Source organism: Janthinobacterium sp. GW821-FHT03C08, from assembly GCF_059420905.1.
In genome coordinates this window covers 88,840-111,699 of sequence record NZ_JBWKUP010000008.1, presented here as the reverse complement: position 1 = coordinate 111,699, position 22,860 = coordinate 88,840, and the positions used below count along the sequence as shown (strand labels likewise).

Annotated in this window: 26 protein-coding genes; 14 read left to right on the top strand and 12 right to left on the bottom strand. The window is 60.8% G+C overall.

Annotation, left to right across the window (positions count from 1 at the left end; translation table 11 throughout):
• Nucleotides 1–33: 33 nt before the first annotated feature.
• Nucleotides 34–687 (bottom strand): hypothetical protein, encoded by a 654-nt coding sequence (locus AC07VL_RS13005; RefSeq protein WP_494806229.1) that lies wholly within the window; start codon nt 685–687, stop codon nt 34–36.
• 70 nt (nt 688–757) lie between these two features.
• A complete protein-coding gene (locus tag AC07VL_RS13000) occupies nt 758–1,300 on the bottom strand; it encodes a DUF2939 domain-containing protein (RefSeq protein ID WP_494806228.1) in 543 nt (180 codons plus the stop codon).
• A 30-nt stretch (nt 1,301–1,330) separates the two neighbouring features.
• On the opposite strand from AC07VL_RS13000, the gene AC07VL_RS12995 reads away from it, so the two are divergent.
• The 6 genes from AC07VL_RS12995 (at nt 1,331) to AC07VL_RS12970 (ending at nt 4,973) form a co-directional block, all read left to right on the top strand.
• A complete protein-coding gene (locus AC07VL_RS12995) occupies nt 1,331–1,852 on the top strand; it encodes a hypothetical protein (RefSeq protein ID WP_494806227.1) in 522 nt (173 codons plus the stop codon).
• 111 nt (nt 1,853–1,963) lie between these two features.
• Nucleotides 1,964–2,296, top strand: a complete 333-nt coding sequence (locus AC07VL_RS12990; RefSeq protein ID WP_494806226.1) for a DUF6869 domain-containing protein — start codon at nt 1,964–1,966, stop codon at nt 2,294–2,296.
• Between the two features lie 78 nt (nt 2,297–2,374).
• Entirely contained in the window at nt 2,375–2,911 is a 537-nt protein-coding gene (locus tag AC07VL_RS12985) for an RHS repeat domain-containing protein (protein WP_494806225.1), read from the top strand.
• Nucleotides 2,911–3,435 carry a tetratricopeptide repeat protein gene (locus AC07VL_RS12980; RefSeq protein WP_494806224.1) on the top strand — a complete coding sequence of 175 codons (525 nt, stop codon included), beginning with the start codon at nt 2,911–2,913 and terminating at the stop codon, nt 3,433–3,435. Before AC07VL_RS12985 ends, AC07VL_RS12980 begins: the two co-directional genes overlap by 1 nt.
• A 393-nt stretch (nt 3,436–3,828) precedes the next feature.
• On the top strand, nt 3,829–4,473 hold the full coding sequence (locus AC07VL_RS12975; RefSeq protein WP_494806223.1) for an RHS repeat domain-containing protein: 645 nt from the start codon (nt 3,829–3,831) through the stop codon (nt 4,471–4,473).
• Between the two features lie 20 nt (nt 4,474–4,493).
• Nucleotides 4,494–4,973: a tetratricopeptide repeat protein gene (locus AC07VL_RS12970; protein ID WP_494806222.1), complete on the top strand. Its 480-nt coding sequence runs from the start codon at nt 4,494–4,496 to the stop codon at nt 4,971–4,973.
• Between the two features lie 440 nt (nt 4,974–5,413).
• Here AC07VL_RS12970 and AC07VL_RS12965 read toward each other — a convergent pair whose 3' ends face one another.
• Nucleotides 5,414–5,593 carry a hypothetical protein gene (locus tag AC07VL_RS12965; RefSeq protein WP_494806221.1) on the bottom strand — a complete coding sequence of 60 codons (180 nt, stop codon included), beginning with the start codon at nt 5,591–5,593 and terminating at the stop codon, nt 5,414–5,416.
• A 468-nt stretch (nt 5,594–6,061) separates the two neighbouring features.
• Here AC07VL_RS12965 and AC07VL_RS12960 point away from each other — a divergent pair, with 468 nt between their 5' ends.
• The 5 genes from AC07VL_RS12960 (at nt 6,062) to AC07VL_RS12940 (ending at nt 11,796) form a co-directional block, all read left to right on the top strand.
• Nucleotides 6,062–7,660: an ABC-F family ATPase gene (locus tag AC07VL_RS12960; RefSeq protein WP_076568522.1), complete on the top strand. Its 1,599-nt coding sequence runs from the start codon at nt 6,062–6,064 to the stop codon at nt 7,658–7,660.
• A gap of 144 nt (nt 7,661–7,804) precedes the next feature.
• Nucleotides 7,805–8,938 carry a quinolinate synthase NadA gene (gene nadA / locus AC07VL_RS12955; RefSeq protein WP_494806220.1) on the top strand — a complete coding sequence of 378 codons (1,134 nt, stop codon included), beginning with the start codon at nt 7,805–7,807 and terminating at the stop codon, nt 8,936–8,938.
• On the top strand, nt 8,935–9,801 hold the full coding sequence (gene nadC, locus AC07VL_RS12950) for a carboxylating nicotinate-nucleotide diphosphorylase (protein WP_494806219.1): 867 nt from the start codon (nt 8,935–8,937) through the stop codon (nt 9,799–9,801). Before nadA ends, nadC begins: the two co-directional genes overlap by 4 nt.
• On the top strand, nt 9,801–10,565 hold the full coding sequence (locus AC07VL_RS12945; protein WP_494806218.1) for a substrate-binding periplasmic protein: 765 nt from the start codon (nt 9,801–9,803) through the stop codon (nt 10,563–10,565). The genes nadC and AC07VL_RS12945 overlap by 1 nt, the downstream gene beginning before the upstream one ends.
• A 151-nt stretch (nt 10,566–10,716) precedes the next feature.
• Complete coding sequence (locus AC07VL_RS12940) at nt 10,717–11,796, top strand: TIGR03118 family protein (RefSeq protein WP_494806217.1); 1,080 nt, start codon at nt 10,717–10,719, stop codon at nt 11,794–11,796.
• Between the two features lie 168 nt (nt 11,797–11,964).
• On the opposite strand, the gene ypfJ is transcribed toward AC07VL_RS12940, so the two are convergent.
• Nucleotides 11,965–12,846, bottom strand: a complete 882-nt coding sequence (gene ypfJ, locus AC07VL_RS12935) for a KPN_02809 family neutral zinc metallopeptidase (protein WP_494806216.1) — start codon at nt 12,844–12,846, stop codon at nt 11,965–11,967.
• A 165-nt stretch (nt 12,847–13,011) separates the two neighbouring features.
• Here ypfJ and AC07VL_RS12930 point away from each other — a divergent pair, with 165 nt between their 5' ends.
• Entirely contained in the window at nt 13,012–13,905 is an 894-nt protein-coding gene (locus tag AC07VL_RS12930; RefSeq protein ID WP_494806215.1) for a GNAT family N-acetyltransferase, read from the top strand.
• A 12-nt stretch (nt 13,906–13,917) separates the two neighbouring features.
• On the opposite strand, the gene AC07VL_RS12925 is transcribed toward AC07VL_RS12930, so the two are convergent.
• Complete coding sequence (locus AC07VL_RS12925; RefSeq protein ID WP_494806214.1) at nt 13,918–14,622, bottom strand: DAPG hydrolase family protein; 705 nt, start codon at nt 14,620–14,622, stop codon at nt 13,918–13,920.
• Nucleotides 14,623–14,729: 107 nt separating this feature from the next.
• Here AC07VL_RS12925 and AC07VL_RS12920 point away from each other — a divergent pair, with 107 nt between their 5' ends.
• Complete coding sequence (locus AC07VL_RS12920) at nt 14,730–15,404, top strand: TetR/AcrR family transcriptional regulator (protein ID WP_494806213.1); 675 nt, start codon at nt 14,730–14,732, stop codon at nt 15,402–15,404.
• Here the strand turns inward: AC07VL_RS12920 and AC07VL_RS12915 are convergent.
• The 7 genes from AC07VL_RS12915 to AC07VL_RS12885 form a co-directional block, all read right to left on the bottom strand.
• Nucleotides 15,367–16,047, bottom strand: coding sequence for a DNA alkylation repair protein (locus tag AC07VL_RS12915; RefSeq protein WP_494806212.1), 681 nt, complete (start codon nt 16,045–16,047; stop codon nt 15,367–15,369). The two genes, AC07VL_RS12920 and AC07VL_RS12915, sit on opposite strands and share 38 nt — an antisense overlap.
• A 190-nt stretch (nt 16,048–16,237) precedes the next feature.
• Nucleotides 16,238–17,014 carry a peptidylprolyl isomerase gene (locus AC07VL_RS12910; RefSeq protein ID WP_494806211.1) on the bottom strand — a complete coding sequence of 259 codons (777 nt, stop codon included), beginning with the start codon at nt 17,012–17,014 and terminating at the stop codon, nt 16,238–16,240.
• 105 nt (nt 17,015–17,119) lie between these two features.
• Nucleotides 17,120–17,899 carry a peptidylprolyl isomerase gene (locus AC07VL_RS12905; RefSeq protein WP_290606754.1) on the bottom strand — a complete coding sequence of 260 codons (780 nt, stop codon included), beginning with the start codon at nt 17,897–17,899 and terminating at the stop codon, nt 17,120–17,122.
• A gap of 115 nt (nt 17,900–18,014) precedes the next feature.
• Nucleotides 18,015–18,326, bottom strand: coding sequence for a BolA family protein (locus AC07VL_RS12900; RefSeq protein ID WP_494806210.1), 312 nt, complete (start codon nt 18,324–18,326; stop codon nt 18,015–18,017).
• A complete protein-coding gene (locus AC07VL_RS12895; RefSeq protein ID WP_071077228.1) occupies nt 18,323–18,952 on the bottom strand; it encodes a septation protein A in 630 nt (209 codons plus the stop codon). The genes AC07VL_RS12900 and AC07VL_RS12895 overlap by 4 nt, the downstream gene beginning before the upstream one ends.
• Nucleotides 18,953–19,031: 79 nt before the next feature.
• Nucleotides 19,032–19,433, bottom strand: a complete 402-nt coding sequence (gene msrB / locus AC07VL_RS12890; protein ID WP_494806209.1) for a peptide-methionine (R)-S-oxide reductase MsrB — start codon at nt 19,431–19,433, stop codon at nt 19,032–19,034.
• 9 nt (nt 19,434–19,442) lie between these two features.
• The gene (locus tag AC07VL_RS12885; protein ID WP_494806208.1) at nt 19,443–20,921 is read right to left on the bottom strand and encodes a protein adenylyltransferase SelO; all 1,479 of its coding nucleotides are present in this window, start codon (nt 20,919–20,921) and stop codon (nt 19,443–19,445) included.
• 248 nt (nt 20,922–21,169) lie between these two features.
• Between AC07VL_RS12885 and AC07VL_RS12880 the strand changes: the two genes are divergently transcribed.
• Nucleotides 21,170–22,819, top strand: coding sequence for a 3-(methylthio)propionyl-CoA ligase (locus tag AC07VL_RS12880; protein WP_494806207.1), 1,650 nt, complete (start codon nt 21,170–21,172; stop codon nt 22,817–22,819).
• Nucleotides 22,820–22,860 lie beyond the last annotated feature (41 nt).

Here is a 22,860-nt window from a genome sequence, read left to right as displayed (position 1 = left end):
GGGCTCGTCCCTGCAAGATAATTTCCCTTGCTATTACGGCAACGTCAATGTTTCCATGCGGCGCATGCCGACCATGCCGGTTTGCTGGCTGTCATCGAGCGACCAGTACTCCAGCGCATATACATAGCTGCCGTCGACGATGGTCAGCGTTTCCCTCTGGCGGCCGCTGGGCGCCTTGTAGTACAGGCGTCGCGCGGGCCGGCCATCGACCCTCTGACTGAACGATTCCGGTGACACGCTGGCGCGCTTGCCGGCCTTGCCCGCCATCGACATCGCCGTGATCGTCACGTAGGCCCGGTCCTGGCAGCGCGCCAGCAGGTGGCCGCCGCTCAGGACGGTGGGCTGGGACTGCTCCAGAGGGAAGCCGAACGGTTGCACGCCGACGATATCGCGGCAATCCATCTGCCGCGCCAGTGCCGCCAGGACGGCCGGATCGAGCGCGCTGGTATAGTGTTTTTCAGCGGCCTGCGCCTGGCCCAGCGCCAGGCGGCGCTCCAGCTCGGCCAGCGAAATATCGCTGGGCACGGGCAGCGGCGCGGGCGCGTCCGGATCGGCGGCCTGCGACGTTTCCGCCTGCATGCGCGCGGCGACAGAGTGGCTGCTCCCGGCGGTGCCATCGAGGGCGTGGGCGAATGAGGTGGCGCAGGCAAGGGCCATGGCCAGCGGCAAGGCCGTGTGGGTCAGCATGAAATCTCCTGCAATCGGATACTAGTGGCGCGCATTGTGTATCAGATTACCTGCGCATGCGCGTTCCTTGCTAGCGTGCCGCCATCGCCGACGCGATTTCGATGGCACTCAGTTTCCAGTCCCACAGGCCGTGGCGCTGCAGGACCAGCGCGCCTTGCTGCGCATTGCCATCCTTGGCGCGCACGACGAAGGTGTTCACGCCGGTATAGCCTGCCGAATACGCGGCCTTTTTCTGCGCGCCATCGGCCGGCGCGTCCGCATCCGCATCGGCTTGCGGGCTGACGGCGCTCTTGTTGACCAGCGCGACGACGCCGGCGGGCGAGACCATGGCGTCGACCATCTTGCCCAGCATGGCGCCGGCGATGGACTGGCCCAGGGCCGCGAAGGGGTTGTCCCTGCCGGCGGTAGCCTCGATGCTGCGGGCCATGCCGGCCTCCAGCTGGGTCTTCACGCTGGCGCGCAGCGCGGGGAAGTCCACATAGGCGGCCAGCGCGTCGGCATTGCGCTCGGCCAGGGCAGTCTTGATCTGGCGCAAGGCGTAGTAGGGCGAAGCGTAGGCGGTGGCGACGACGACGATGGTGGCCACGGTGGCGGCAAGGGTAATTTTTTTCAAGGGATGCCTGTCAGCTGGGTTGGAAATGTGGTGTGCCGCAGCGTAGCGGCTAAATGGAAAAGCGGCAATCATATTTTCTTGCCATTACCTGCCCCTTGTATTTTTCCATTTGCGCGCCAGATGCTCTTGTCGGCCCACTATAGAGTGGATGAGGGGGGGGAGTGCGCGGATCTGTTGGGTGCTATCAACTCGTTGCGTAACGAGTTGGCAAAGCGGCAGAGCGATTTAATTGCCAACAAGCTAAAATTGCCGGCCACTGGGCGTATGTCTATCGCGGGTCATGTTCAGCAGTTCCAGAATGAGCAAGAAGCATTGCGCAAAAAATTGAAGGACTATGACTCTCAGAATTGCCCGGGCGGCGGCGGCACTGGCGATGCCTGGAAGTTGGCAACTCAAGACCCGCCAATGCCTGAGTTGGGGCCATCCAGCAATGCTTCCAACAGTTCTGTATTGATGATGGGTGGGGGCATCCTGCTAATTGGCGCGGGAATTGTGCTCATGCCTGAAATAACGATACCAGCTTTAGTATTTGGGGCAGCGACAGGAAATTAATTTTATTGAAATTTAAGTTTGCCAGCATTCGTGCGGCGTATAAATTAATACAATATCAAGGAAACAGTGAATAAGTTTGAGTTGAAGAACGTTGCGAATTCCTGGATTCGCATGCATCACGCCGAAACTAATTCGGATGAATATGAAGAAGAATTCTGGTCTTTTGAAAGGCTGGACGACCTTTGTCGCAATAATTCAGATGATGCGTGGAGGGTGATTGTTGAAATATACGAAAAATGCTCCGGTGATAAAATTCAATCATGTCTTGCTGCTGGCCCTCTTGAAGACCTCTTGGTAAATCATGGCCGCCTGGTTTTGACATGGATTGATAGGTATTGCGAAATTGAGAGTGGATTTGTTGGAATTTTGAAGATGGTTTGGCAAAACTCAATGCCAGATGACCTTTGGAACGAATTCCGAAGGTTGATTGCCCTTCGTTCTTAAGCATCCTGCGTTGCAAGCATTAACGTATCTTGACCAGGGACGTGGAACGTTTTTAGCACTGTCGACAATATCGGCGGCATGCATGTTGGTTTCCCTGGACAGTATTACGATACCGAATCTGGCTTGTGGTATAACTGGCATCGTTGCTATGATGCGTCGTTAGGGCGATATCTTCGGAGCGATCCGATTGGTCTCGAAGGTGGCATGAATACCTATGCCTATGTCGGGGGCAATCTACTTAGCAGTATTGACCCGACTGGCCTGGTACCCAATCCACTCGAACTGGCATGCGCCGCCGGACCAAACCCGGTTTGTGTCGTTGGTGTAGGCCTTGATGTGGCTAGTTGGGTGTGGCCGGGTGCCGTGCTTATCGGTGGCAGCGCCGCGATTATTGCCTCATCGGGAAAGCCTTCAGGCGATGCTGGGGCACCGATGGCGATGGCTGGAAACGGTGGCGTCGGAAATTCTTCTGGTATCGGGACGAATAGCCCTTACAAACATTGTAAAGAGGATCCTAACGATGCGAATTCCATTATCTGCAAGGATCCAAATGGGAAAAAAGTGAAGAAGAAAAAGCCTAAAGATTGGCCAAAAAATTCAAAGAATTGCCCATAATGATGAAAACGATGACAGCTAAAGCAGATCTTTCCAGCTCCAGTTTGTTCGATCAAGCGAATGAGGCTTGGGAGGCTGGTAATTTGACCGCAGCTTTCTCTCTCCTCAATGCGTCAGTAAGTGACGGTGATAAAAATGCTTTCAATAGCTTGGGATATTTTTTTGACTACGGACTTGGTGTTCCTGCCGACTCCGCCAAAGCCCTGTATTGGTATAAGAAGGCGGCTCAATCTGGCGAGGTGTGCGCGTACGCGAATATTGGATTGTTATATCTGAACCGGGGCAATTTAAGGCAGGCTAAATTTTGGCTAGGAAAAGCAATAGAGAAGGGCGATGGCGATGCCGCGCTTGAGATGGCTAAGTTGTTCTTGGGCACTAACTCAAAACGAAACCGTAGAATTGCGGTGAGCTACTTAAAAGCGGTGTTGGACGCCAAGTCTACGGTTGAGGAAAGTATCGAAGAAGCAACGCGCTTGTTGGCGCAACTGACCGAAAGCGAGCGCATGGCGGAGGGGCCAGATTGACAAGGGGCATGGGGGTCAGTGCCGACAAGCCGACACGGACTGGACATTCGGCCGTCCAAGTCGGCGTTTGAAATGCTGGCCGTATCTTGTTCGTATGCTATCTGTAGGCCGGCCGTATGCTATTTGTATCCCGTCGGGGTTCGGAAAAATCGGCTTGGTACAAATACCCCGGCAAGAATTGGTAATGTGCGGGGTGCGCGGGGAGTCCCCGCATCCCCCTCTGATCTATCACACATCACGCAACCCTCCGGTTTGTCATAAAGCCCACTGTTGTAAGCTTCCCGCTGGCAAGTTCAGGTTCGCCGCGTTCGAGTGGATAACCGACGGTGAGGGCAGGCGGTGGGGTTTGCTCAGTTACGGCTGTCTGCGCTGGATTAATGGCTGCCTCCCGAGGTGCTGACCAACAGCAGTGGTACCATCGCTTGGCGTGCCACCAACGCCGCCTTCGACCGTACTGTCATCGTCGACAATATCGGCGGCATGCATGTTGGTTTCCCTGGACAGTATTACGATACCGAATCTGGCTTGTGGTATAACTGGCATCGTTGCTATGATGCGTCGTTAGGGCGATATCTTCGGAGCGATCCGATTGGTCTCGAAGGTGGCATGAATACCTATGCCTATGTCGGGGGCAATCTACTTAGCAGTATTGACCCGACTGGCCTGGTACCCAATCCACTCGAACTGGCATGCGCCGCCGGACCAAACCCGGTTTGTGTCGTTGGTGTAGGCCTTGATGTGGCTAGTTGGGTGTGGCCGGGTGCCGTGCTTATCGGTGGCAGCGCCGCGATTATTGCCTCATCGGGAAAGCCTTCAGGCGATGCTGGGGCACCGATGGCGATGGCTGGTAACGGCGGCGTCGGTAATTCATCTGGCATTGGCACGAATTCACCGTACAAGCATTGCCGGGATCTTAAAGGGCGTTCGGGCTGGATCGAATGCAAAGACAAGAAGAGTGGAAAGTGGATTCCTAAGCCGGCACCGGCTGGCTGGCCCTTCAAAAAGACAGCTTGCGAAGCTAGTGATTCGCAAGAATGAAAAATCACTGAGGAGGGCTCATGAACACAGACATAATTTTTCGGGAAGCGGATGATGCGTATGAGTCCGGAGATTTTTCGAAGGCATATGCGTTGTTCCTTGAAGCGGCCGGACATGGAGATTGCCATGCGATGACCAGATTGGCGGCCATGTACGAAAGTGGAGATGGTGTACCACGTGATTTGATCAAGTCAATAGAGTGGGATCTCAAGGCTGTGGCGGCGGGCAGCACAACTTCGATTCTGAATTTGGGCGTAACCTTCCGAAAAATCGGGAACGTTGACGAGGCACAGCGGTGGTTTGAAAAAGCGATGGCGAACGACGATGGTGAGGCCGCCTTGGAACTTGCAAAGCTCCATTACTCGGTAAATAGCGAATCCCCGCTCGTAAGAAAATATTTAGATATCGCCGCTGGTAGCTTGGACCTGTCCGAGGACTCAGCTGAAGAAACTCGGGAATGGTTGTTGAAGCTCGATTCAAACCCCGATCGAACGATGTGATGCAGGGGCTGGGGGCAAAACACGGGCTGGGGCAGAGCTGCCCGCACACCGGGGACAGGGGCAGTGTGAGCTGCTCTGATTTCATGGGCATCACCTAGGGGAAATCGTACACAAGCTGTGCCATGACAGTCAATTTCAGATGTTTGCAGAAAATTTCATCGCCTTTCAAAAGATTTCATCCGCTGTCATGAAGTTTCACTGCCTTGCAACGAATTTCATGGCGTTTCAGAAAATTTCACGCCGTTGGAGCTCTGCTCAAAAATCGGGGATGGATAGGAGATACGACACTTATTACTCAGGTGACAGGTCATAAGTAAGATTCAAACCCTGTTCTACCTCGATCAGTTGGCTTATCGGGGTTGTTCTGTGCCTGGCTTCGAGGGCAGCTGGAAGACGAGTCTTGCGCCGTCTCGGAGTGCCATCCATATGAACGCTGCCGATCAGCGTGCGGGGCAAGATCGTCCGGCGGATGCCCAGCCAGCCGCTCGCTGCTGCTGGTCGACTAGGAAGGTGACTTTGCATCCGGCCGCCGCGCTGCCATAGTTCAGTTGCAGGTATTCGCCCTGGTGTTGATAGCTGGCGGGCGTTCCGTAGCGGGCGGCGAGGGCGAAGCTGTTCATGCCAACAGCGATGTGCTCAGACGGGCGACCTACAGGCGCACCTACGCATCCGGAAAAAAAACCAGATGAAGATGATTGCAGCTGAGAATCGCATAGATGTCTTTCGCAGGATTGCAAAAGCCATATTAAAACGCGCTGTAGGTGGCATCCCTGTGTAAGCGCAAACAGAGCCAATGCCCGTCGCGCTTTTTACCACCCTGCATTCTTTGCGAAGCTTGTAAATATGCCAATGGCGCGGTCTGCGGTAAGTGAAAGGGACGTCATGGCACATCCATTGACCATTCTAAGATAGCTGCTGTCCCTCCCTCCTTGGTTTGCTAGATCGAGCGCTGCGCGTTAGAAATCGTCGAATATACAGCTGTAAGTCATTGTTTTAGGGGGTGTTATACAGTGGTTCATGGTGGGTGCTGTATAATGGGAGAAAAGTACCTAACTAGCTGTTTTAACTGAATAAAGACCTAATATCACATGCTTTCAACCGCAAATATTACGATGCAGTTTGGCGCCAAGCCATTGTTTGAGAATATCTCCGTCAAGTTCGGCGACGGCAACCGCTATGGCTTGATCGGCGCGAACGGCTGCGGCAAGTCGACGTTCATGAAGATCCTCGGCGGCGACCTGGACCCGTCGGGCGGCAATGTCATGCTCGATACCAACGAGCGCCTGGGCAAGCTGCGCCAGGACCAGTTTGCGTTTGAAGACATGCGCGTGCTCGACGTGGTCATGATGGGCCACACGGAAATGTGGGCCGCGATGCAGGAACGCGACGCGATCTACGCGAATCTGGAAGCGACGGACGAAGACTACATGAAGGCGGCCGAGCTGGAAGGCAAAGTGTCCGAGTACGACGGCTACACGGCCGAATCGCGCGCCGGCGAACTGCTGCTGGGCGCCGGTGTCGCCATTGACCTGCATCAAGGTCCGATGAGCAATGTCTCGCCAGGCTGGAAGCTGCGCGTGCTGCTGGCGCAGGCGCTGTTCTCGAACCCGGACATCCTGCTGCTCGACGAACCGACGAATAACCTGGACATCAACACCATCCGCTGGCTGGAAGACGTGCTCAACGAGCGCAATTCCACCATGATCATCATTTCCCATGACCGCCACTTCCTGAACCAGGTGTGCACCCACGTGGCCGACATGGATTACGGTACCCTGAAGATTTATCCAGGCAACTACGACGAATACATGTTCGCCTCGACCCAGGCGCGCAACCAGCAGCTGGCCAACAACGCGAAAGCGAAAGACAAGGTTGCGGAATTGCAAGAATTCGTGCGCCGCTTCGCCGCCAACAAATCCAAGGCCCGCCAGGCGACGTCGCGCGCCAAGCAGATCGAAAAGATCAAGGTCGACGACATCAAGCCATCGTCGCGCGCCTATCCCTTCGTGCGTTTCGACGGCGAGAAGAAACTGCACCGCCTGGCCGTGGAAGTCGAGAACATCTCGAAAGGCTTCGACCGCCAGCTGTTCAAGAATTTTTCCATCATGGTCGAAGCGGGCGAGCGCATCGCCATCATCGGCGCCAACGGCGCCGGCAAGACCACCATGCTGCGCTGCATCGCGGGCGACATCGCCGGCCTGCAGCCGGACCAGGGCCGCGTGAAGTGGGCGGAAAACGCCAACGTGGGCTACATGCCGCAAGACCCGACGGAAGATTTCGCCAAGGACACGAACCTGACCGACTGGATCGGCCAGTGGACGAAAGAGGGCGACGACGACCAGGCCGTGCGTTCCATCCTGGGCCGTCTGCTGTTCGGCGGCGACGACGTGAAGAAGGCCGTCAAGGTGCTGTCCGGTGGTGAAAAGGGCCGCATGATGTACGGCAAGCTGATGCTGGGCCGCCACAACGTGCTGATGCTCGATGAGCCGACCAACCACATGGACATGGAATCGATCGAATCCTTGAACATCGCGCTGGAAAAATACGCGGGCACCCTGATCTTCGTGTCGCATGACCGCGAATTCGTCTCCTCGCTGGCCAACCGCATCATCGAAATCAAGGAAGATGAAGTGGTCGATTACCGCGGCAACTATGAAGACTATTTGAAGAGCCAGGGTATTGATTAATATCTAGCTTGGTATAGTTAATGCCGGATGTGGCGCCAGTCGCCCATCCGGCAGCATCACACCGACGCGCCGCGGTTATTTCGTTCCGGCGCACCTGCTTCATTGCAATCGTGCCGGTCTATCCCGTTTTTGTTTGACACAGCCATGCAAACCTTAGCCATCAAATCCGTCGAGTATGAACACCCGCAAGACGGAGCCAGCTGCACTGCCCATGCCTGGGCACGCACGCCAGCGACGCCGTCCCCGGCCGAGAAAGCCGAACTCATCGCGCGCATCAAGCGCCTGCTGACCGAGCGCGAAGCCGTGCTCGTTGCCCACTATTACGTTGATGCTGACCTGCAAGACCTGGCGGAAGCCACGGGCGGCTGCGTCTCCGACTCCCTGGAAATGGCCCGCTTCGGCCGCGACCATCCGGCCAAGACCCTCGTCGTGGCCGGCGTGCGCTTCATGGGCGAAACGGCGAAGATCCTCAGTCCCGAAAAAACGGTATTGATGCCCGACCTCGACGCCACCTGTTCGCTCGATTTGGGCTGCCCCGTGGACGAATTCACGGCCTTCTGCGACGCCCACCCGGACCGCACGGTCGTCGTCTACGCCAACACCAGCGCGGCCGTCAAGGCGCGCGCGGACTGGATGGTGACGTCCTCCATCGGCCTCGATATCGTGGCCCACCTGCATGCGCAGGGCAAGAAAATCCTCTGGGCACCCGATAAACACCTGGGTTCGTATATCCAGAAGGAAACGGGCGCCGACATGCTGCTGTGGCAGGGCAGCTGCCTCGTGCACGACGAATTCAAGGGCATCGAACTCGATTTGCTCAAGGAAGAGTATCCGCAGGCCAAGGTGCTCGTGCATCCGGAATCGCCCGCCAACGTGGTGGCCCTGGCCGACATGGTCGGTTCCACGTCGCAAATGATTGTGGCAGCGCAAACCATGGACACGGACACGTTTATTGTCGCCACCGACAACGGCATCCTGCACAAGATGCGCGCGGCCGCGCCAGGAAAACGTTTCATCGAAGCGCCCACGGCCGGCAACAGCGCCACCTGCAAGAGCTGCGCGCACTGCCCGTGGATGGCCATGAACGGCTTGCTGAATCTGGCGCAAACGCTGGAAAACATGCATAACGAAATCCACGTCGATCCCGCTATCGGCCAACTGGCCGTGCGCTCGATCAACCGCATGCTTGACTTCGCCGCCGCGAAAAAGGCAGGCCTCCAGCCGGGCGCGGACCTGGCAAAAGAAACTACATTGTTCCAAGGAATCGGTCCAGCATGAGTACCCTCGTTAATTCTTTCGCTCCCTTCGACCCCGCCCTGGCGCGCGCGTTCGAAGGCAATCTGCTGGCCGCCCTGCTGGAAGACGTGGGCCAGTGCGACCTGACGGGCGAGCTGGTGCCGCCCGACCATATCGTCACGGCCCGGGTCATCGTGCGCGAAGCAGCCGTGCTGTGCGGCGCGCCGTGGTTCGAAGGCATCATGAAAAGCCTGGACCGCAGCATCGACATTGCCTGGCATTACGCCGAAGGCGACATGATGACGGCTGACAGCGTTGTCTGCACGATCGAGGCGCCGGCGCGCGCCCTGCTCACGGCCGAGCGCAGCGCCCTCAATTTCCTGCAGCTGCTGTCGGCCGTGGCCACGGCCACGCGCCAGTACGTGGACGTGGTGGCCGGCACGAAAGCGTCCATCCTGGACACGCGCAAGACCCTGCCGGGCCTGCGTCTGGCGCAGAAGTACGCGGTGCGGGTCGGCGGCGGCAAGAACCAGCGCCTGGCCCTGTACGACGGCATCCTGATCAAGGAAAACCATATTGCGGCCGCGGGCGGCGTCAGCCAGGCCCTGGAAAATGCGCGCAAGCTCGACGCGGGCGTGCCCGTGCAGATCGAGGTGGAAACCCTGGCGCAGCTGCAGGAAGCGCTGGATGCGGGCGCCGTCTCCGTGCTGCTGGATAACTTCAGCAACGACATGATGCGCGACGCCGTGGCATTGACGGCGGGCCGCGCCCTGCTGGAAGCGTCGGGCGGCATCAACTTCGATACCGTGCGCGCCATCGCCGAAACGGGCGTGGACCGCATCTCGATCGGCAGCCTGACCAAGGACGTGCGGGCCACCGATTACTCCTTGCGCATCGTCGGCTGATGAAGGAAGCAGGGCGGTGCCTGCTGGCTGCAGCACTGCTGGGGTCGGCGCTGGCCTGCTCCCTGCCGGCGCAGGCGCGCGAGCTGCTGGCCGTGGGCGCGCAGTTCGAGCGCGTCTTCGAATACCAGGACAGCGGCGACTACGGCGGCCTGGGCGTGGAACTGCTGCGGCTGATGGCGGCGCGCACGGGCAACACCGTGCGTTTCCGCATGGTGCCGTGGGCGCGCGCCCAGGCCATGCTGGTGCAGGGCCAGGCCGATGTCCTGATCGGTCCCTACAAGTCTCCCGAGCGCATCGCCAGCATGGCGTTTTCCGAGAAACCGTTCTACCAGGACCAGATCGTCTTTTACACGCGCCAGGATGCCAGTTTCGGCTGGGATGGCGATTACAGCGTGCTGAAGAGCCGCCGGGTGGTGCTGCTCAATGGCTGGGCGTATGGCGCGGACTGGGAGCGCGTGCGGCCCGGCTTGCAGGTCAGCGTGGCCAATACCGTGGAAAACGGCTTGAGGATGCTGGTACACAATCACGTCGATGTCTTCGTCAGCAACCGTCGCAATACGGACCCCGTCATCGCCCGCCTCGGCTATGGGCGCCAGGTGAAACCCCTGCCCAGGGTCGTGGAAACGCAGAACGGCTATTTCGCCTTTCCCCGTTCACCCACCTTCGACAAGCTGCGCCTGCAGTTCGACCAGGAACTGAATAAGCTGCTCGACAGCGGCGAGCTGAAAAGGCTGGGCCGGCGCTACGACGTCGCCGTGCCCTGAGGGGCCATGCCGCCGTCAGTCGGCAGTATTTATATCCTCTGCTGTTGACACGCCTCAAACGGCCACCATGGCCCGGTTATACCCTGAAGACAGGCAGCGTCGCATTGCTCGCACTGCCTCTCACACTGCTTTTGCGCAGAAGGGAAATGCCATGAAAACGCACAACGCCAGCGCGATTGCCTGCGCCTGTCTTGCCGCCATCCTGGCCGCAGCGCTGTTTGCCTGCGGCGGCCACCATCACCACCAGCCCCCCGTGCTGAGCACCTATGCCGCCACCAGCCTCGTGTCCGACACGGCGTCGCTGCCTGCCGCGCATACGGATCCCAACCTCGTCAACGCCTGGGGCGTGGCCTTCAATCCGCGCGGCTTCGTCTGGGTGGCCGATAACGGCACGGCGAAGTCCACCCTGTACGACGGCAATGGCGTGCCGCAGTCGCTGGTGGTCAGCACGCCGGCAGGACCGACGGGCATCGTCTTCAACGGCACGCAGGATTTCAAGCTGAGCCAGAATGGCGTGACGGCGCCCAGCCCCTTCATCTTCGCCACCGAGAGCGGCAGCATCGCCGCCTGGTCGCCCACGGTCAGCCCCGTTACGGCCCTCGTCGTGTATGACGGCAGCGCGGGCGGCAGCGTCTACAAGGGCCTGGCCATCAGCACCTATGGGGGCGCCAATTACCTGTATGCGGCCGATTTCCACAACCAGCGTGTCGATGTGTTCGATGCCAGTTTCGCCAAGGTGGCCTTGCCCGGCGCGTTCAGCGACCCCAGCCTGCCGGCCGGCTATGCGCCGTTCGGCATCCAGGCCGTCGGCGAACGCATCTACGTCGCCTACGCCATGCGGCAGGCCAGCGGCGACGATGAGCAGGCGGGCGCGGGCCTGGGAATCGTCAACGTGTATGACAGCGGCGGCACGCTGATCAAGCGGCTGGCGAGCGGCGGTGCACTGAACGCGCCGTGGGGCATGGCACTGGCGCCAGCCGATTTCGGTACGGCCAGCAACATGCTATTGGTAGGCAATTTTGGCGATGGCAGGATCAATGCCTATGATCCGTACACGGGCGCCGCCGGTGGCCCGCTGCTCAAGGCGGACGGCACGCCGCTGGTGATCGATGGCCTGTGGGGCATCGCCTTCGGCAATGGCCTCAACAACCAGCCCTTGAACACGCTGTTCTATGCGGCGGGACCGAACGACGAGGCGCACGGCCAGTACGGGCGCATCGACCTGAAGTAGGGGGGGGAGCTGACGCAGGGGCGAGGGGCGCCGGCCCGCGCAGCTGCGCGGCGGCGGGCCGGCGCGCGTTGCTGCCGCGGCCGGCACAGGCCCGGGGCCGGCCGCAAGCTGGCCCGAAATTGACCGCGACTTGACCGGGAATTGACTGCGCCCTGGCCGCGAACGGGCTTACAGCTGGCGCGCCTCGAAGGTGTTGCACTGGGCAATCTGGCCACTCTCGATGCCCTTGCTGAACCAGCGCACGCGCTGCTCCGACGTGCCGTGGGTAAACGAGTCGGGCACGACATGGCCTTGCGCCTGGCGCTGCAGGGCATCGTCGCCGATGGCCGTGGCCGCTTTCAGGGCCGCTTCCACGTCGCCCTGTTCCAGGATCTTGCGGTCCTGGTTCGCATGGAAGGCCCAGACGCCGGCAAAGCAGTCGGCTTGCAATTCCAGGCGCACGGACATGGCGTTGGCCTGGCGCTCGCTTGCCGTGCGGCGTGCCTGGTCGACTTTTTCGGACAGGCCCAGCAGGTTTTGCACGTGGTGGCCCACTTCATGGGCGATCACGTAGGCTTCGGCAAACTCGCCGGAGACCTTGAAGCGCTGCTGCATCAGCTTGAAGAAATCGAGGTCCAGATAGACTTTCTGGTCGCCGGGGCAGTAGAAGGGGCCGCTGGCGCTCTGGCCCGTGCCGCAGGCCGTCGGCGTGCTGCCCGAGTACAGCACCAGCTTGGGCTTCACGTAGCTGCCGCCTTCGGCCTTGAACAGGGCGCTCCACGTGTCTTCCGTATCGGCCAGCACGGTCTTCACGAAGCGGGCCATCTCGTCCGATTCGGGCGGCTGGCGCGCGGGCGACTGGCTTTGCTGGGTGCTGACCTGGCCGCCACCGCCGCTGAGCAGGTTGAGCAGGGTCAGGGGATTGACGCCCAGCACATACGAGCCGACGAGGGCGATGACGATGGTGCCGATGCCGATCGAGCGTCCGCCGAAACCGAAGCCGCCGCCACCGCCATCTTCGCCACGGCGGTCTTCCACATTGTCGCTTTCGCGATTGCCTTCCCATTTCATGATATTTACTCCTGCTGCGATTGTGCGATTGATGGATGACGTCTCCAGATAGACGGGCACGCAATCTTCTGACGAATCTTGATATTATCGCAGCAAACTGCGCCGCGACAGGAGCGACAATGTTACCCTTTGCAACTTTCCATCCATTCCACGAGAGGTACACGCATGGCGCTTGCCAACGATACACGCATTTCTCCCGCCGCGGTGGTCCAGGCCCAGCTGGACGCCTACAACGCCCATGACGTGCCCGCCTTGCTGGCCATCTACGCCGATGACGCACAGCAATTCCAGCATCCGGACACCTTGCTGGCCACGGGCAGCGCGCAGATCGGCCCCCGTTTCACGGCCCGTTTCGCCGCCAGCCGGCCGCAGGCGCAGTTGCTTAACCGCATAGCCTGCGGCGCGCTGGTGATCGACCATGAAATCGTTCATGGCGTGACGGACGATGGCGTGTCGGCGCAGGAACTGGTGGCAACGTATGAAGTGGCGCAGGACCGCATCCGCCGCGCCTGGTTCAGCTTTGGCGCGCTGACGCAGCTGCGCGTGGCGCTGCCGGCCGACGTGCCGGCCATGGAGGCGCTGATCGCCCGTTCCGGCGTGCAGCTCAGCGCGGGCTTTTACACGCCGCAGCAGGCGCAGGCCGTGACGCGCCACGTGTTCGGCGTCGATACGCAGCTGCTGGCCGACGGCACGTACTTCGTCATCGAACGCGATGGCGCCATGCTGGCCTGCGGCGGCTGGAGCCGGCGCGCCACCCTGTATGGCGCCGACCGCGCCAAGAGCGGGCCGGACCCGCTGCTCGACCCGGCCAGCCAGGCGGGGCGCATCCGCGCCTTCTTCGTCGAGCCCGCTGCCGCGCGCCAGGGCCTGGGAAGCATGCTGATGCGCCATTGCGAACGCGAGGCGCAAGCGGCCGGCTTCACGGTCCTGGAACTGGCCGCCACCTTGCCCGGCGTGCCGCTGTACCTGGCCAGCGGCTTTGCCGTCACGGAAGAATTTCATCTGGACTTGCCCGATGACATCAAGCTGCCGCTGGCGCGCATGCGCAAGCGGCTGTAGCACGCGGCGGCCTTACCAGGGCAGCGGTGCCCGTTCACCGTTGGCGTGCTCGCCGTAGTACAGCGACGGCAAAAAGCGCGACAGGTAGGTAAATTCGCTGTAGCAGTGACGCAGCAGGTTCAGGCCCAGTACGTCGGGCACGTCGCGCACGGGATCGAGGCTGTTGCGGCCCAGCAGGAAGCGGCTGCGCAGCACGCAGCCCGTGGGCGTGTCGCGCGTCAGGTGCAGCATTTCGCCATCGAGCGGGTCGCCTTGCGGGTCCAGCACCACGTGGTCGCCGAAGCCGATGCGCGCGCAGATGGCCGCCGACAGGGCGCCGCTGTCCTGTGCATGGCGCAGCTCCGCCGCATCAAACACGTCTTTCGGATCATGGAACTTCAGCTTGGCCTTCACGGGTGGAATGTCGCCCAGCGATTCCACCGCCTCGATCGACGCGCCGTAGTAACTCTCTCCCTTCTTCCAGGCACTATTCCAGCCGTGGTGCGCCACGTGGTCATGCGGATGCCACCACTTGATGTGCTGCGTCGTCTCGAAAAACGTAAACCACCAGTCCAGCATGCGCCCGCTGCAGCCGTGCAGTTCCGTGCGCGCCGCCACGAGCAGGCAGCCGTCTTCCAGGCGCGTGATGCCCGTTTCCAGGTGCAGCGGAAACGGGTCCAGCAGGTTGCCCGTGCCGGTGATGCTCCATGGCAATTCAATACGCGTGTTGTCCGTCATGTCGTTCTCCTTTGTTGGGGTGAAGCGATTATATATTAAAGAAACGAGAAACGTTTCCAAAATATATTTCAGTGTAAAATCGTCCATCGATCAAGGCTGGAGCCGACATGCAGGAAGAAGAGAGCAAGGCTTTGCGCGGACGGGGCCGTCCCGCCCGCCCGCCGGAGGAAGCGCGCGAGGCGGCAGTGCAGGCGGCCACCTGGCTGCTGCTGCATGAAGGGTATGCGGCCACGACCATGGAAGCCGTGGCGCGCCATGCGGGCATGGCGAAGAAGTCGCTGTACCAGTTCGCGGCAAACCGCGAGGAGCTCGTCGCCCTCGTGGTGCGCGGCTGGACGGACGCCTTCCTGCCCGCCATGGCGCACGATGCGGCCGCGCCCGGCGACGTACAGCCCTTGCTGAAGGAGATCTTGCAGGCGATGGCGGCGCGCGTGCTGACGGCGGACGCCGTGGGCCTGTTCCGCCTGCTGTGCACGGACTTTCCCGCCCGGGCGGATTTGCTGGCGCTCTATCAGCGCAACGGCATCGAGCGGGGCACGGCCCTGCTGGCCGAGTGGCTGGCCCGCCAGGCCGCGCGCGGCCATATGACGGCCGGCGATGCGCCGGAGCTGGCCGGCCTGCTGCTGGCCATGGTGATTGCCGAACCGCTGCGGCAGATGGCGCTGGGCTTGCTGGCACCCGTGCCCGCGTGGGATGCCGCGTCGCGCATCGATGCGGCGCTGCGCCTGCTGGGCGGGTCGGCATTCAAGATGGCTGGTGCTTCAGCGCTTCGCGGCGGGTGAGGGGACAGAGCTGCTGGCGGTGCGCGTCGGCAAACGCCGTCACGGCCTCGGGCGCATGGCGCGCGTAGTCGCGCAAGGCCCAGCCGATGGCCTTGCGGATGAAAAACTCGTCTTCATGGGCCAGCGCCAGCGCCGCGCCGAACAGCCAGGCGGCATCCGTGTCGCCGCGCCAGCCCAGCTGGTGCAGCAGCGCGATGCGGCGCAGCCAGAAGTCCTCGTGGCGCAAGGCCGCGTCCATGTGCGCATGGCCATCGCCGCCGCGCCGCAGTGCTGCTTGCAGCACGTCGCCGACGATGCCGGCCATGCCGTCGACGCTGTCCCACCACGCGCGCTGGCGCGCCAGCGCCAGCAGGGCGGGAAGGTGTTCGACGCCCAGCTGGCGCCGGTGCAGGGCCAGCATGTCCAGCGCCACATGCTGGTATTCGCGCTCCGGCCGTTGCCACAGCAGTTGCGCATGTTCCAGCAGCACCTCGGCCCCCACCCCTTTCAAGCCGGCCAGCAGGGCCTTGGCAGCGAGCCGCCGCTGTGGCGCCGCCACGCCCAGGAACACGAACTGGCCGCGCATATAGGCTTGCATGGGCGCCGCGCGGCTGGGGTCGGCAACCGCTTCCAGCGCGATTTTTAATTCTTCATGCAGATTCATCGCATCTCCAGGCGTAAAAAAAGCGCTCCGAAGAGCGCTCTTGTCCAGCTAGCCAAACGGCTGATGGAAGCGTAGCGAGCGGCAGCGATTTGTGGCCGAGACGCGCAAGCGTACGCAAGTACGGGGCCACCGAGGCGGTGAGCATCGCAGGCCGCAAAGCGCGACGCGCAGTAGCTTATATCAGGCGTTTTTACTGGATTTTGGCTTTTTTCATGAGTTCATCGCGGTAGGCGGCGAGTTTCTTCTGCTGCAGCGACTCGGCGACCTGGCCCTTGACTTCTTCCAGTGCCGGCAGTTTCGTCGGACGGGTTTCTTCCAGCTTGATCACGTGGTAGCCGAACTGGGTTTGCACGGGGGTTTGCGTGACCTGACCTGGTTTCAGGGCGACCATGGCGTCCGAGAATGGCTTCACGTACGATGCCGGGCTAGCCCAGTCCAGGTCGCCGCCATTGGCAGCGGAACCGTCTTTCGATACTTTTGCCAGTTCTTCGAACTTGGCGCCGCCTTTCAGCTTGGCGATGATGTCTTTCGCTTCCGCTTCGGTGGCCACCAGGATGTGGCGTGCATGGTATTCCTTGTCGCCGGCCTGTGCCTTGAACTTGTCGTACTCGGCCTTGATTTCCGCGTCCTTGACGGGGTTTTTCTTCACGTAGTCGGCCAGCAGGGCGTTGATGATGATGCTTTGACGGGCATTGTCGATCTGCGACTTGACTTCCGGACGCGTGCCGTAGCCTTGCTTGTCGGCTTCCTGGATCAGCACTTCGCGGCCGATCAGGTCTTTCTTGATGGCTTCGCGCAGTTGCGGCGAATCCGCTTGCTTGCCCTGGGCGACGACTTGCTTGACGACCTGGTCGACGCGCGACGACGGGATGGCCTTGCCATTCACGGTGGCGACGTTTTGTGCGAAAGCAGGGATCGCCACAACGGCTACCAAGGCTAAGATCAGGCGGGCTGGCTTCAAAATCATGTTCATTCCTAATAGATATACAAAAAGAGTGCGTCTGCCGGGCAGTGCGCATTCAGGCGCAGAATACACGACCGGCGCCGAAAAGGGCGCCGGGGAGGTCAGTTCTTACTGAACTTTCGCTTTTTTGATCATTTCTTCCTGATACGCTTGCAGTTTCTTTTGCTGCAGCGCTTCGGCGATCTGTGGCTTGACTTCTTCCAGGGTCGGCAGCTTGGCCGCGCGGGTGTCGTCCAGCTTGATCACGTGGAAGCCGTTAGGCGTTTGCACGGGGGTTTCCGTGACCTGGCCTTTTTGCAGCTTCACGAAAGCGTCCGAGAACACTTTCGGGAAGGACGATGGGGCTGCCCAGTCCAGGTCGCCGCCATTGTCGGCCGAGCCGGCATCTTTCGATTGCTTGGCCAGGTCTTCGAACTTGGCGCCGCCTTTCAGCTTGGCGATGATGTCTTTCGCTTCGGCTTCGGTAGCGACCAGGATGTGGCGTACGTGGTATTCCTTGTCGCCCGTCTGTGCCACGAACTTGTCGTACTCGGCCTTGATTTCAGCGTCGGTGACAGGGTTCTTTTTCAGGTAGTCGCCGACCAGGGCGTTGATGACGATGGCCTGACGCGCGTTCTCGATCTGCTGCTTGACGGCTGCATCTTTACCGAAACCTTTGTTTTCCGCTTCCTGCATCAGCACTTCACGGCCGATCAAGTCCTTCTTGATCATTTCGCGCAGTTGCGGCGAATCCGGTTGCTGGCCTTGGGCGACGACTTGCTTGACGACTGCATCAACGCGCGACGATGGGATAGGCTTGCCATTGACGACGGCAACATTTTGCGCAAAAACAGGTACCGCAACAACGGCGAGTAGTGCGATCAGCAAGCGGGCTGGCTTAAAAGTCATTATTAAATCCTGTTAGGGAAAGTTTCGTAAAAAACGCATGGAAAGAAAACGCGTACATCGCGCCTTGCCGCACCAGGCACACCCGGGAGGCCCGGGTACGCCAAAAACGCCATCCTTATGCTACCTCGGACGGCGCCAATGCAACAATCGCCAATGCATGTATCTCATTATGCATCATATCGTGCACGGAATCATACACCAGTCGATGGCGCATGACGAGCCTGAGGCCTTCAAATTGGCTAGAAATAATGCGCAGATTGTAGTGGCCTCCGCCCGAGGCGGCGCCCGCGTGGCCCCGGTGGCGTGCCGAGTCGTCTTCCAGCACGCATTCCAGGGGGGAAAGTGCCGTTTCCAGGCGGGTACGAATGCGTTCCATGCGCGTTGCCGGCGCAGTATTTTCGGTGGCGGTATTGTCGGTATGCATCATGCGTCTTCCTTGATATGTTTGGCCAGGAACAGGGTTTGCGCCACGATGAAGGCAAAGAAGATGCCCGTCGCACCAAATGCTTTAAAACTGACCCAGGCAGCCATGTCGCCCTTGTACAGCACGAAGGCCACAAACAGGTTCAGCGCGCCGATGGCGCCAAAGAAGATGATCCATGCAGCCAGCAGCTGGTTCCACACGGCATCGGGCAACTGCACCTGCGCTTCCATGGTCTTGCGGATCAGATTTTTCTTGAAGCCCACGTGGGCGATCAACAGGGCCAGGCCGGACAGCCAGTAGATCAGGGTCGGCTTCCATTTCAGGAAGAAATCGTCATGCAGGTAGATGCTGGCGCCGCCGAACACGACAAAGATGAACAGGGACAGCCACAGCATGCCGTCCACCTTGCGTCCGCGCAACAGCAGATAGCTGACCTGGCAAGCCGTGGCGATGATGCCGACGAGGGTGGCGAGTATCCACGGCGCCTGGTCGGCCTTGATCAGGCCGCCGGACACGAAGCCGGACAGGTATTGCTGCACGAAGTCGTGCGTGGCTGCTTCATACATGCCGCCCAGCTTGAAGGCCGCGAAGAAGGCGATCAGGGGGAAGAGGTCGAATAGAAATTTCATGGCGAGACTTTACACGGATCTTGTTAAATTCATCTTAGGAATGGCTTAGGAGCAAGGCGTTCCCCGGCCATCCTGGGTCTCAGGGCTGCGGATCGAAGCGCAGCGACGCCGAATTGATGCAGTAGCGCAATCCGGTGGGCGGCGGGCCGTCCGGGAAGACGTGGCCCAGATGGGCGTCGCAGACGGCGCAGACGATTTCCGTGCGCACCATGCCGTGGCTGCGGTCGACGATTTCCGTGACATTCGCCGGGTCGAGCGCCTGGAAGTAGCTGGGCCAGCCGCAGCCCGAGTCGAACTTCGCGTCGGACGCGAACAATGGTGTGTTGCAGCAGACGCAGGTGTAGATGCCGTGTGCATGGTGGTCCCAGAACTTGCCCGTGAAGGCCCGTTCCGTGGCCGCATGGCGCGTCACTTCATATTGCATGGAATCGAGCATGGCGCGCCATTCGGCGTCCGTTTTCTTGACTTTATTCGTGGTCATAATGACTCCTTAGGATGAGCAGCTGACTTCAAGGTGGCTGGCCCAGTCGGGCGGCAGGGCCGCATAGTGCTGGTGTTCGGGCTGTTCGTCAAATGGCTTTTGCAATATGTCCAGCAATTTCGCCACTTCCGTGTAGTCCTGCTGCTGGGCTTTCTCGATGGCCACTTGCGCCAGGTAGTTGCGCAGCACGTATTTCGGGTTGACCCGGTTCATGGCCGCTTGCCGCTCGGCATCGACGCTCTTTTCTGCCATCAGGCGCGCGCGGTATTGCGCCGCCCACGCGTCGAAGGCGGGGCGGTCGATGAACATGTCGCGCAGCACCGTATCGCCTGCGGGAGCGGCCACCTGCAGGGTCGACAGGGCGCGGAAAAAGTTGGTGAAATCCACGTGATTGGCTTGCATCAGCGCAAACATGCTGTCGAACAGGGCCGTGTCGTCGTCCTGGTGCGTTTGCAAGCCCAGCTTGGCGCGCAGCAAGCTATTCATCTTCTCCGCGAACGCGGGTTGGTAGCTGTCCAGCGCCGCCTGTGCCAGTTCCACTTCGCCGATCAAGGGCAGCAGGGCCTGGCCCAGCGCATAGCAGTTCCAGTGGCCTACCTGCGGCTGGTTGGCGTAGGAATAACGGCCTTGCTGGTCCGTATGGTTGCAGATGTGTTCAGCGTCAAACGCTTCCATGAAGCCGAAGGGGCCGTAATCGAGGGTCAGGCCGAGGATGGACATATTGTCCGTGTTCATCACGCCATGCATGAAGCCGACGGCTTGCCACTGCGCCATCAGCTCGGCCGTGCGCACGCACACCTCGGCCAGCAAGGCCTGGTAGGGATTTGCTGCGGCGCGCAAATCGGGATAAAAACCGTCGATGACGTAGTCGGCGAGGATTTTCAGCTCGTCCGGCTGCTTGCGGTAAAACCAGTGCTCGAAGGAACCGAAGCGCACGAACGTGGGCGCCATGCGCGTGACGACGGCCGCCGTTTCCACCGTTTCGCGCATGATGCCTTGCTGCGAGCCCATGATGGACAGCGCGCGCGAGGTGGGAATGCCCAGGGCTGCCATGGCTTCCGAGCACAGGAATTCGCGGATGGACGAGCGCAGCACGGCGCGTCCGTCGCCCATGCGCGAATACGGCGTGGCGCCGGCGCCTTTCAGCTGCAGCTCCAGCGGGCCGCTGTCGGTGGCGATGTCGCCCAGCAGGATGGCGCGGCCGTCGCCCAGCTGGCCGGCCCAGACGCCGAACTGGTGGCCCGAATACACGGCCGACAGGGGCTGCGAGCGCGCGGCCACGGCATTGCCGCTCAGCAGCGCCACATAGTCGGGCTCGGCCAGGCGCGCCGCATCGAGGCCGACCAGGCTTGCTGCCGGCGCGCTGGCGGCGACAAAATAGGGCGCTGGCAGGGGCGTGGGCATCAAACGCGTATAGAACGCGGGCGGCAAGGCCGCAAAGGCGTTATCCAGTGGTAAGGTACGAGCGGTAATGGCGATTCCATTCAATAAGAGGTGCCGGCAGGAAAGGGAAGACAAGCGCCAGCCAAAATGCGATTTTACCGCACGGCGCCAGGGCGCGTGGCGGGCGCCTTCGGGCCCGCGGTGACAGGCGCGGATGGGATGAAAAACGGAATCGAAAATTCCATGCTGCACCGCAATATCGAAATGCGTTGACGATTTCCGCACGACCGTACGAAACTAGGAAAAACCTGTCCATTCCAACAATAACCGAGCATTTATTTCCAGGAGACACGATGGCATTTCCCTTGAGTCCAGTGATGGGGCAGATGATGAACCAGCCCCTGCTGATTTCCACCATTATCGAGTTTGCGGCGCGTCATTACGGGAGCAACGAAATCATTTCGCGGCGGGTGGAGGGCGACATGCACCGCTACACCTACCGCGACTGCCACCAACGCGCGCGGCGCCTGGCCAATGCCTTGCACGGCCTCGGCGTGGGCATGGGCGACAGGGTCGCCACCCTGGCCTGGAACGGCTACCGCCACCTGGAAGCATACTATGCCGTGTCCGGCTCGGGCGCCGTGCTGCACACCATCAACCCGCGCCTGTTCCCCGACCAGATCGCCTACATCTCCAACCATGCGGAAGACCGGGTCTTGTTGTTCGACCTGACCTTTTTGCCCGTAGTGGAAAAGATTGCCGCCGACTGCACCTTCGTGCGCCATTTCGTGCTGATGTGCGACCGCGAGCGCATGCCCGCGAGCAGCAGCATCCCCGACCTGCTGTGCTATGAAGACTTGATCGCCACGCATTCCGACGATTACGCCTGGCCCGTGTTCGATGAGAACGCGGCCGCCACCCTGTGCTACACCTCGGGCACGACGGGCAATCCCAAGGGCGCCCTGTATTCGCACCGTTCCACCGTGCTGCACGCGTATGCGTCCGCCATGCCCAGCGCCCTGAACGTGCGCGCTTCCGACACGGTCCTGCCCGTCGTGCCCATGTTCCACGTGAATGCCTGGGGCTTGCCGTATTCCGTGCCCCTGTCCGGCGCGCGCATGGTGTTTCCCGGCGCGGCGCTGGACGGCAAGTCGCTGTATGAGCTGTTCGAGGCGGAAAAAGTGACGTTCTCGGCCGGGGTGCCCACTGTCTGGCTGGGCCTGCTGAACCATGCGCTGCAGAATGACTTGAAATTTTCCACCTTCCGCCGCACGGTGATCGGCGGCGCCGCCTGTCCGCCGGCCATGATGGATACCCTGATCGACCAGTTCGGCGTAGAAGTCATCCATGCCTGGGGCATGACGGAAATGTCGCCGCTGGGCACGACGGGCGGCTTGCAGACGCGGCACCTGGACTTGCCGAAGGACGAGCAGCGCAAGATCCTGCAGAAGCAGGGCCATGCCATCTACGGCGTGGACATGAAGATCGTCGACGACGACGGCAAGGAATTGCCGTGGGATGGCGTCAGCTACGGCCATCTGCTGGTAAAGGGGCCGTGGATCATTTCCTCGTATTACAAGAACGAGGGCGGCGACGTGCTGCAGGATGGCTGGTTCCCCACGGGCGACGTGGCAACCATCGATGCGGATGGCTATATGCAGATCACGGACCGCAGCAAGGACGTGATCAAGTCGGGCGGCGAGTGGATCGGCACCATCGACCTGGAAAACCTGGCCATGGCCCATCCGGCCGTGCTGCAGGCGGCCTGCATCGGCGTATTCCACCCGAAATGGGATGAGCGTCCCGTGCTCGTCGTGGTGCTGCGTCCCGGCATGACGGTCACGCGCGACGCCTTGCTGCAGTTTTTTGAAGGCAAGATCGCCAAGTGGTGGACGCCGGACGACGTGCTGTTCATCGACGCCCTGCCCATGGGCGCGACGGGCAAGATCCAGAAGAACAAGCTGCGTGAGCAGTTCAAGGGGCACCGGCTGCCGGGGATCTGATGCCGCAGCGCGCCGGATAGGCCGCAGCTAGGGCCGGGGTC

Bases quoted from the DNA above. Each gene is read 5' to 3' on its own strand.
- AC07VL_RS12920 (WP_494806213.1), top strand. From the start codon at position 14,730: ATGCAGGAAGAAGAGAGCAAGGCTTTGCGCGGACGGGGCCGTCCCGCC.
- ypfJ (WP_494806216.1), bottom strand. From the start codon at position 12,846: ATGAAATGGGAAGGCAATCGCGAAAGCGACAATGTGGAAGACCGCCGT.
- AC07VL_RS13005 (WP_494806229.1), bottom strand. From the start codon at position 687: ATGCTGACCCACACGGCCTTGCCGCTGGCCATGGCCCTTGCCTGCGCC.
- msrB (WP_494806209.1), bottom strand. From the start codon at position 19,433: ATGACCACGAATAAAGTCAAGAAAACGGACGCCGAATGGCGCGCCATG.
- AC07VL_RS12910 (WP_494806211.1), bottom strand. From the start codon at position 17,014: ATGATTTTGAAGCCAGCCCGCCTGATCTTAGCCTTGGTAGCCGTTGTG.
- AC07VL_RS12900 (WP_494806210.1), bottom strand. From the start codon at position 18,326: ATGATGCATACCGACAATACCGCCACCGAAAATACTGCGCCGGCAACG.
- AC07VL_RS12970 (WP_494806222.1), top strand. From the start codon at position 4,494: ATGAACACAGACATAATTTTTCGGGAAGCGGATGATGCGTATGAGTCC.
- AC07VL_RS12905 (WP_290606754.1), bottom strand. From the start codon at position 17,899: ATGACTTTTAAGCCAGCCCGCTTGCTGATCGCACTACTCGCCGTTGTT.
- AC07VL_RS12990 (WP_494806226.1), top strand. From the start codon at position 1,964: ATGCATCACGCCGAAACTAATTCGGATGAATATGAAGAAGAATTCTGG.
- AC07VL_RS12915 (WP_494806212.1), bottom strand. From the start codon at position 16,047: ATGAATCTGCATGAAGAATTAAAAATCGCGCTGGAAGCGGTTGCCGAC.
- AC07VL_RS12930 (WP_494806215.1), top strand. From the start codon at position 13,012: ATGGCGCTTGCCAACGATACACGCATTTCTCCCGCCGCGGTGGTCCAG.
- AC07VL_RS12880 (WP_494806207.1), top strand. From the start codon at position 21,170: ATGGCATTTCCCTTGAGTCCAGTGATGGGGCAGATGATGAACCAGCCC.
- AC07VL_RS12895 (WP_071077228.1), bottom strand. From the start codon at position 18,952: ATGAAATTTCTATTCGACCTCTTCCCCCTGATCGCCTTCTTCGCGGCC.
- AC07VL_RS12925 (WP_494806214.1), bottom strand. From the start codon at position 14,622: ATGACGGACAACACGCGTATTGAATTGCCATGGAGCATCACCGGCACG.
- AC07VL_RS12985 (WP_494806225.1), top strand. From the start codon at position 2,375: ATGCATGTTGGTTTCCCTGGACAGTATTACGATACCGAATCTGGCTTG.
- AC07VL_RS12945 (WP_494806218.1), top strand. From the start codon at position 9,801: ATGAAGGAAGCAGGGCGGTGCCTGCTGGCTGCAGCACTGCTGGGGTCG.
- AC07VL_RS12960 (WP_076568522.1), top strand. From the start codon at position 6,062: ATGCTTTCAACCGCAAATATTACGATGCAGTTTGGCGCCAAGCCATTG.
- nadA (WP_494806220.1), top strand. From the start codon at position 7,805: ATGCAAACCTTAGCCATCAAATCCGTCGAGTATGAACACCCGCAAGAC.
- AC07VL_RS12980 (WP_494806224.1), top strand. From the start codon at position 2,911: ATGATGAAAACGATGACAGCTAAAGCAGATCTTTCCAGCTCCAGTTTG.
- nadC (WP_494806219.1), top strand. From the start codon at position 8,935: ATGAGTACCCTCGTTAATTCTTTCGCTCCCTTCGACCCCGCCCTGGCG.
- AC07VL_RS12965 (WP_494806221.1), bottom strand. From the start codon at position 5,593: ATGAACAGCTTCGCCCTCGCCGCCCGCTACGGAACGCCCGCCAGCTAT.
- AC07VL_RS12940 (WP_494806217.1), top strand. From the start codon at position 10,717: ATGAAAACGCACAACGCCAGCGCGATTGCCTGCGCCTGTCTTGCCGCC.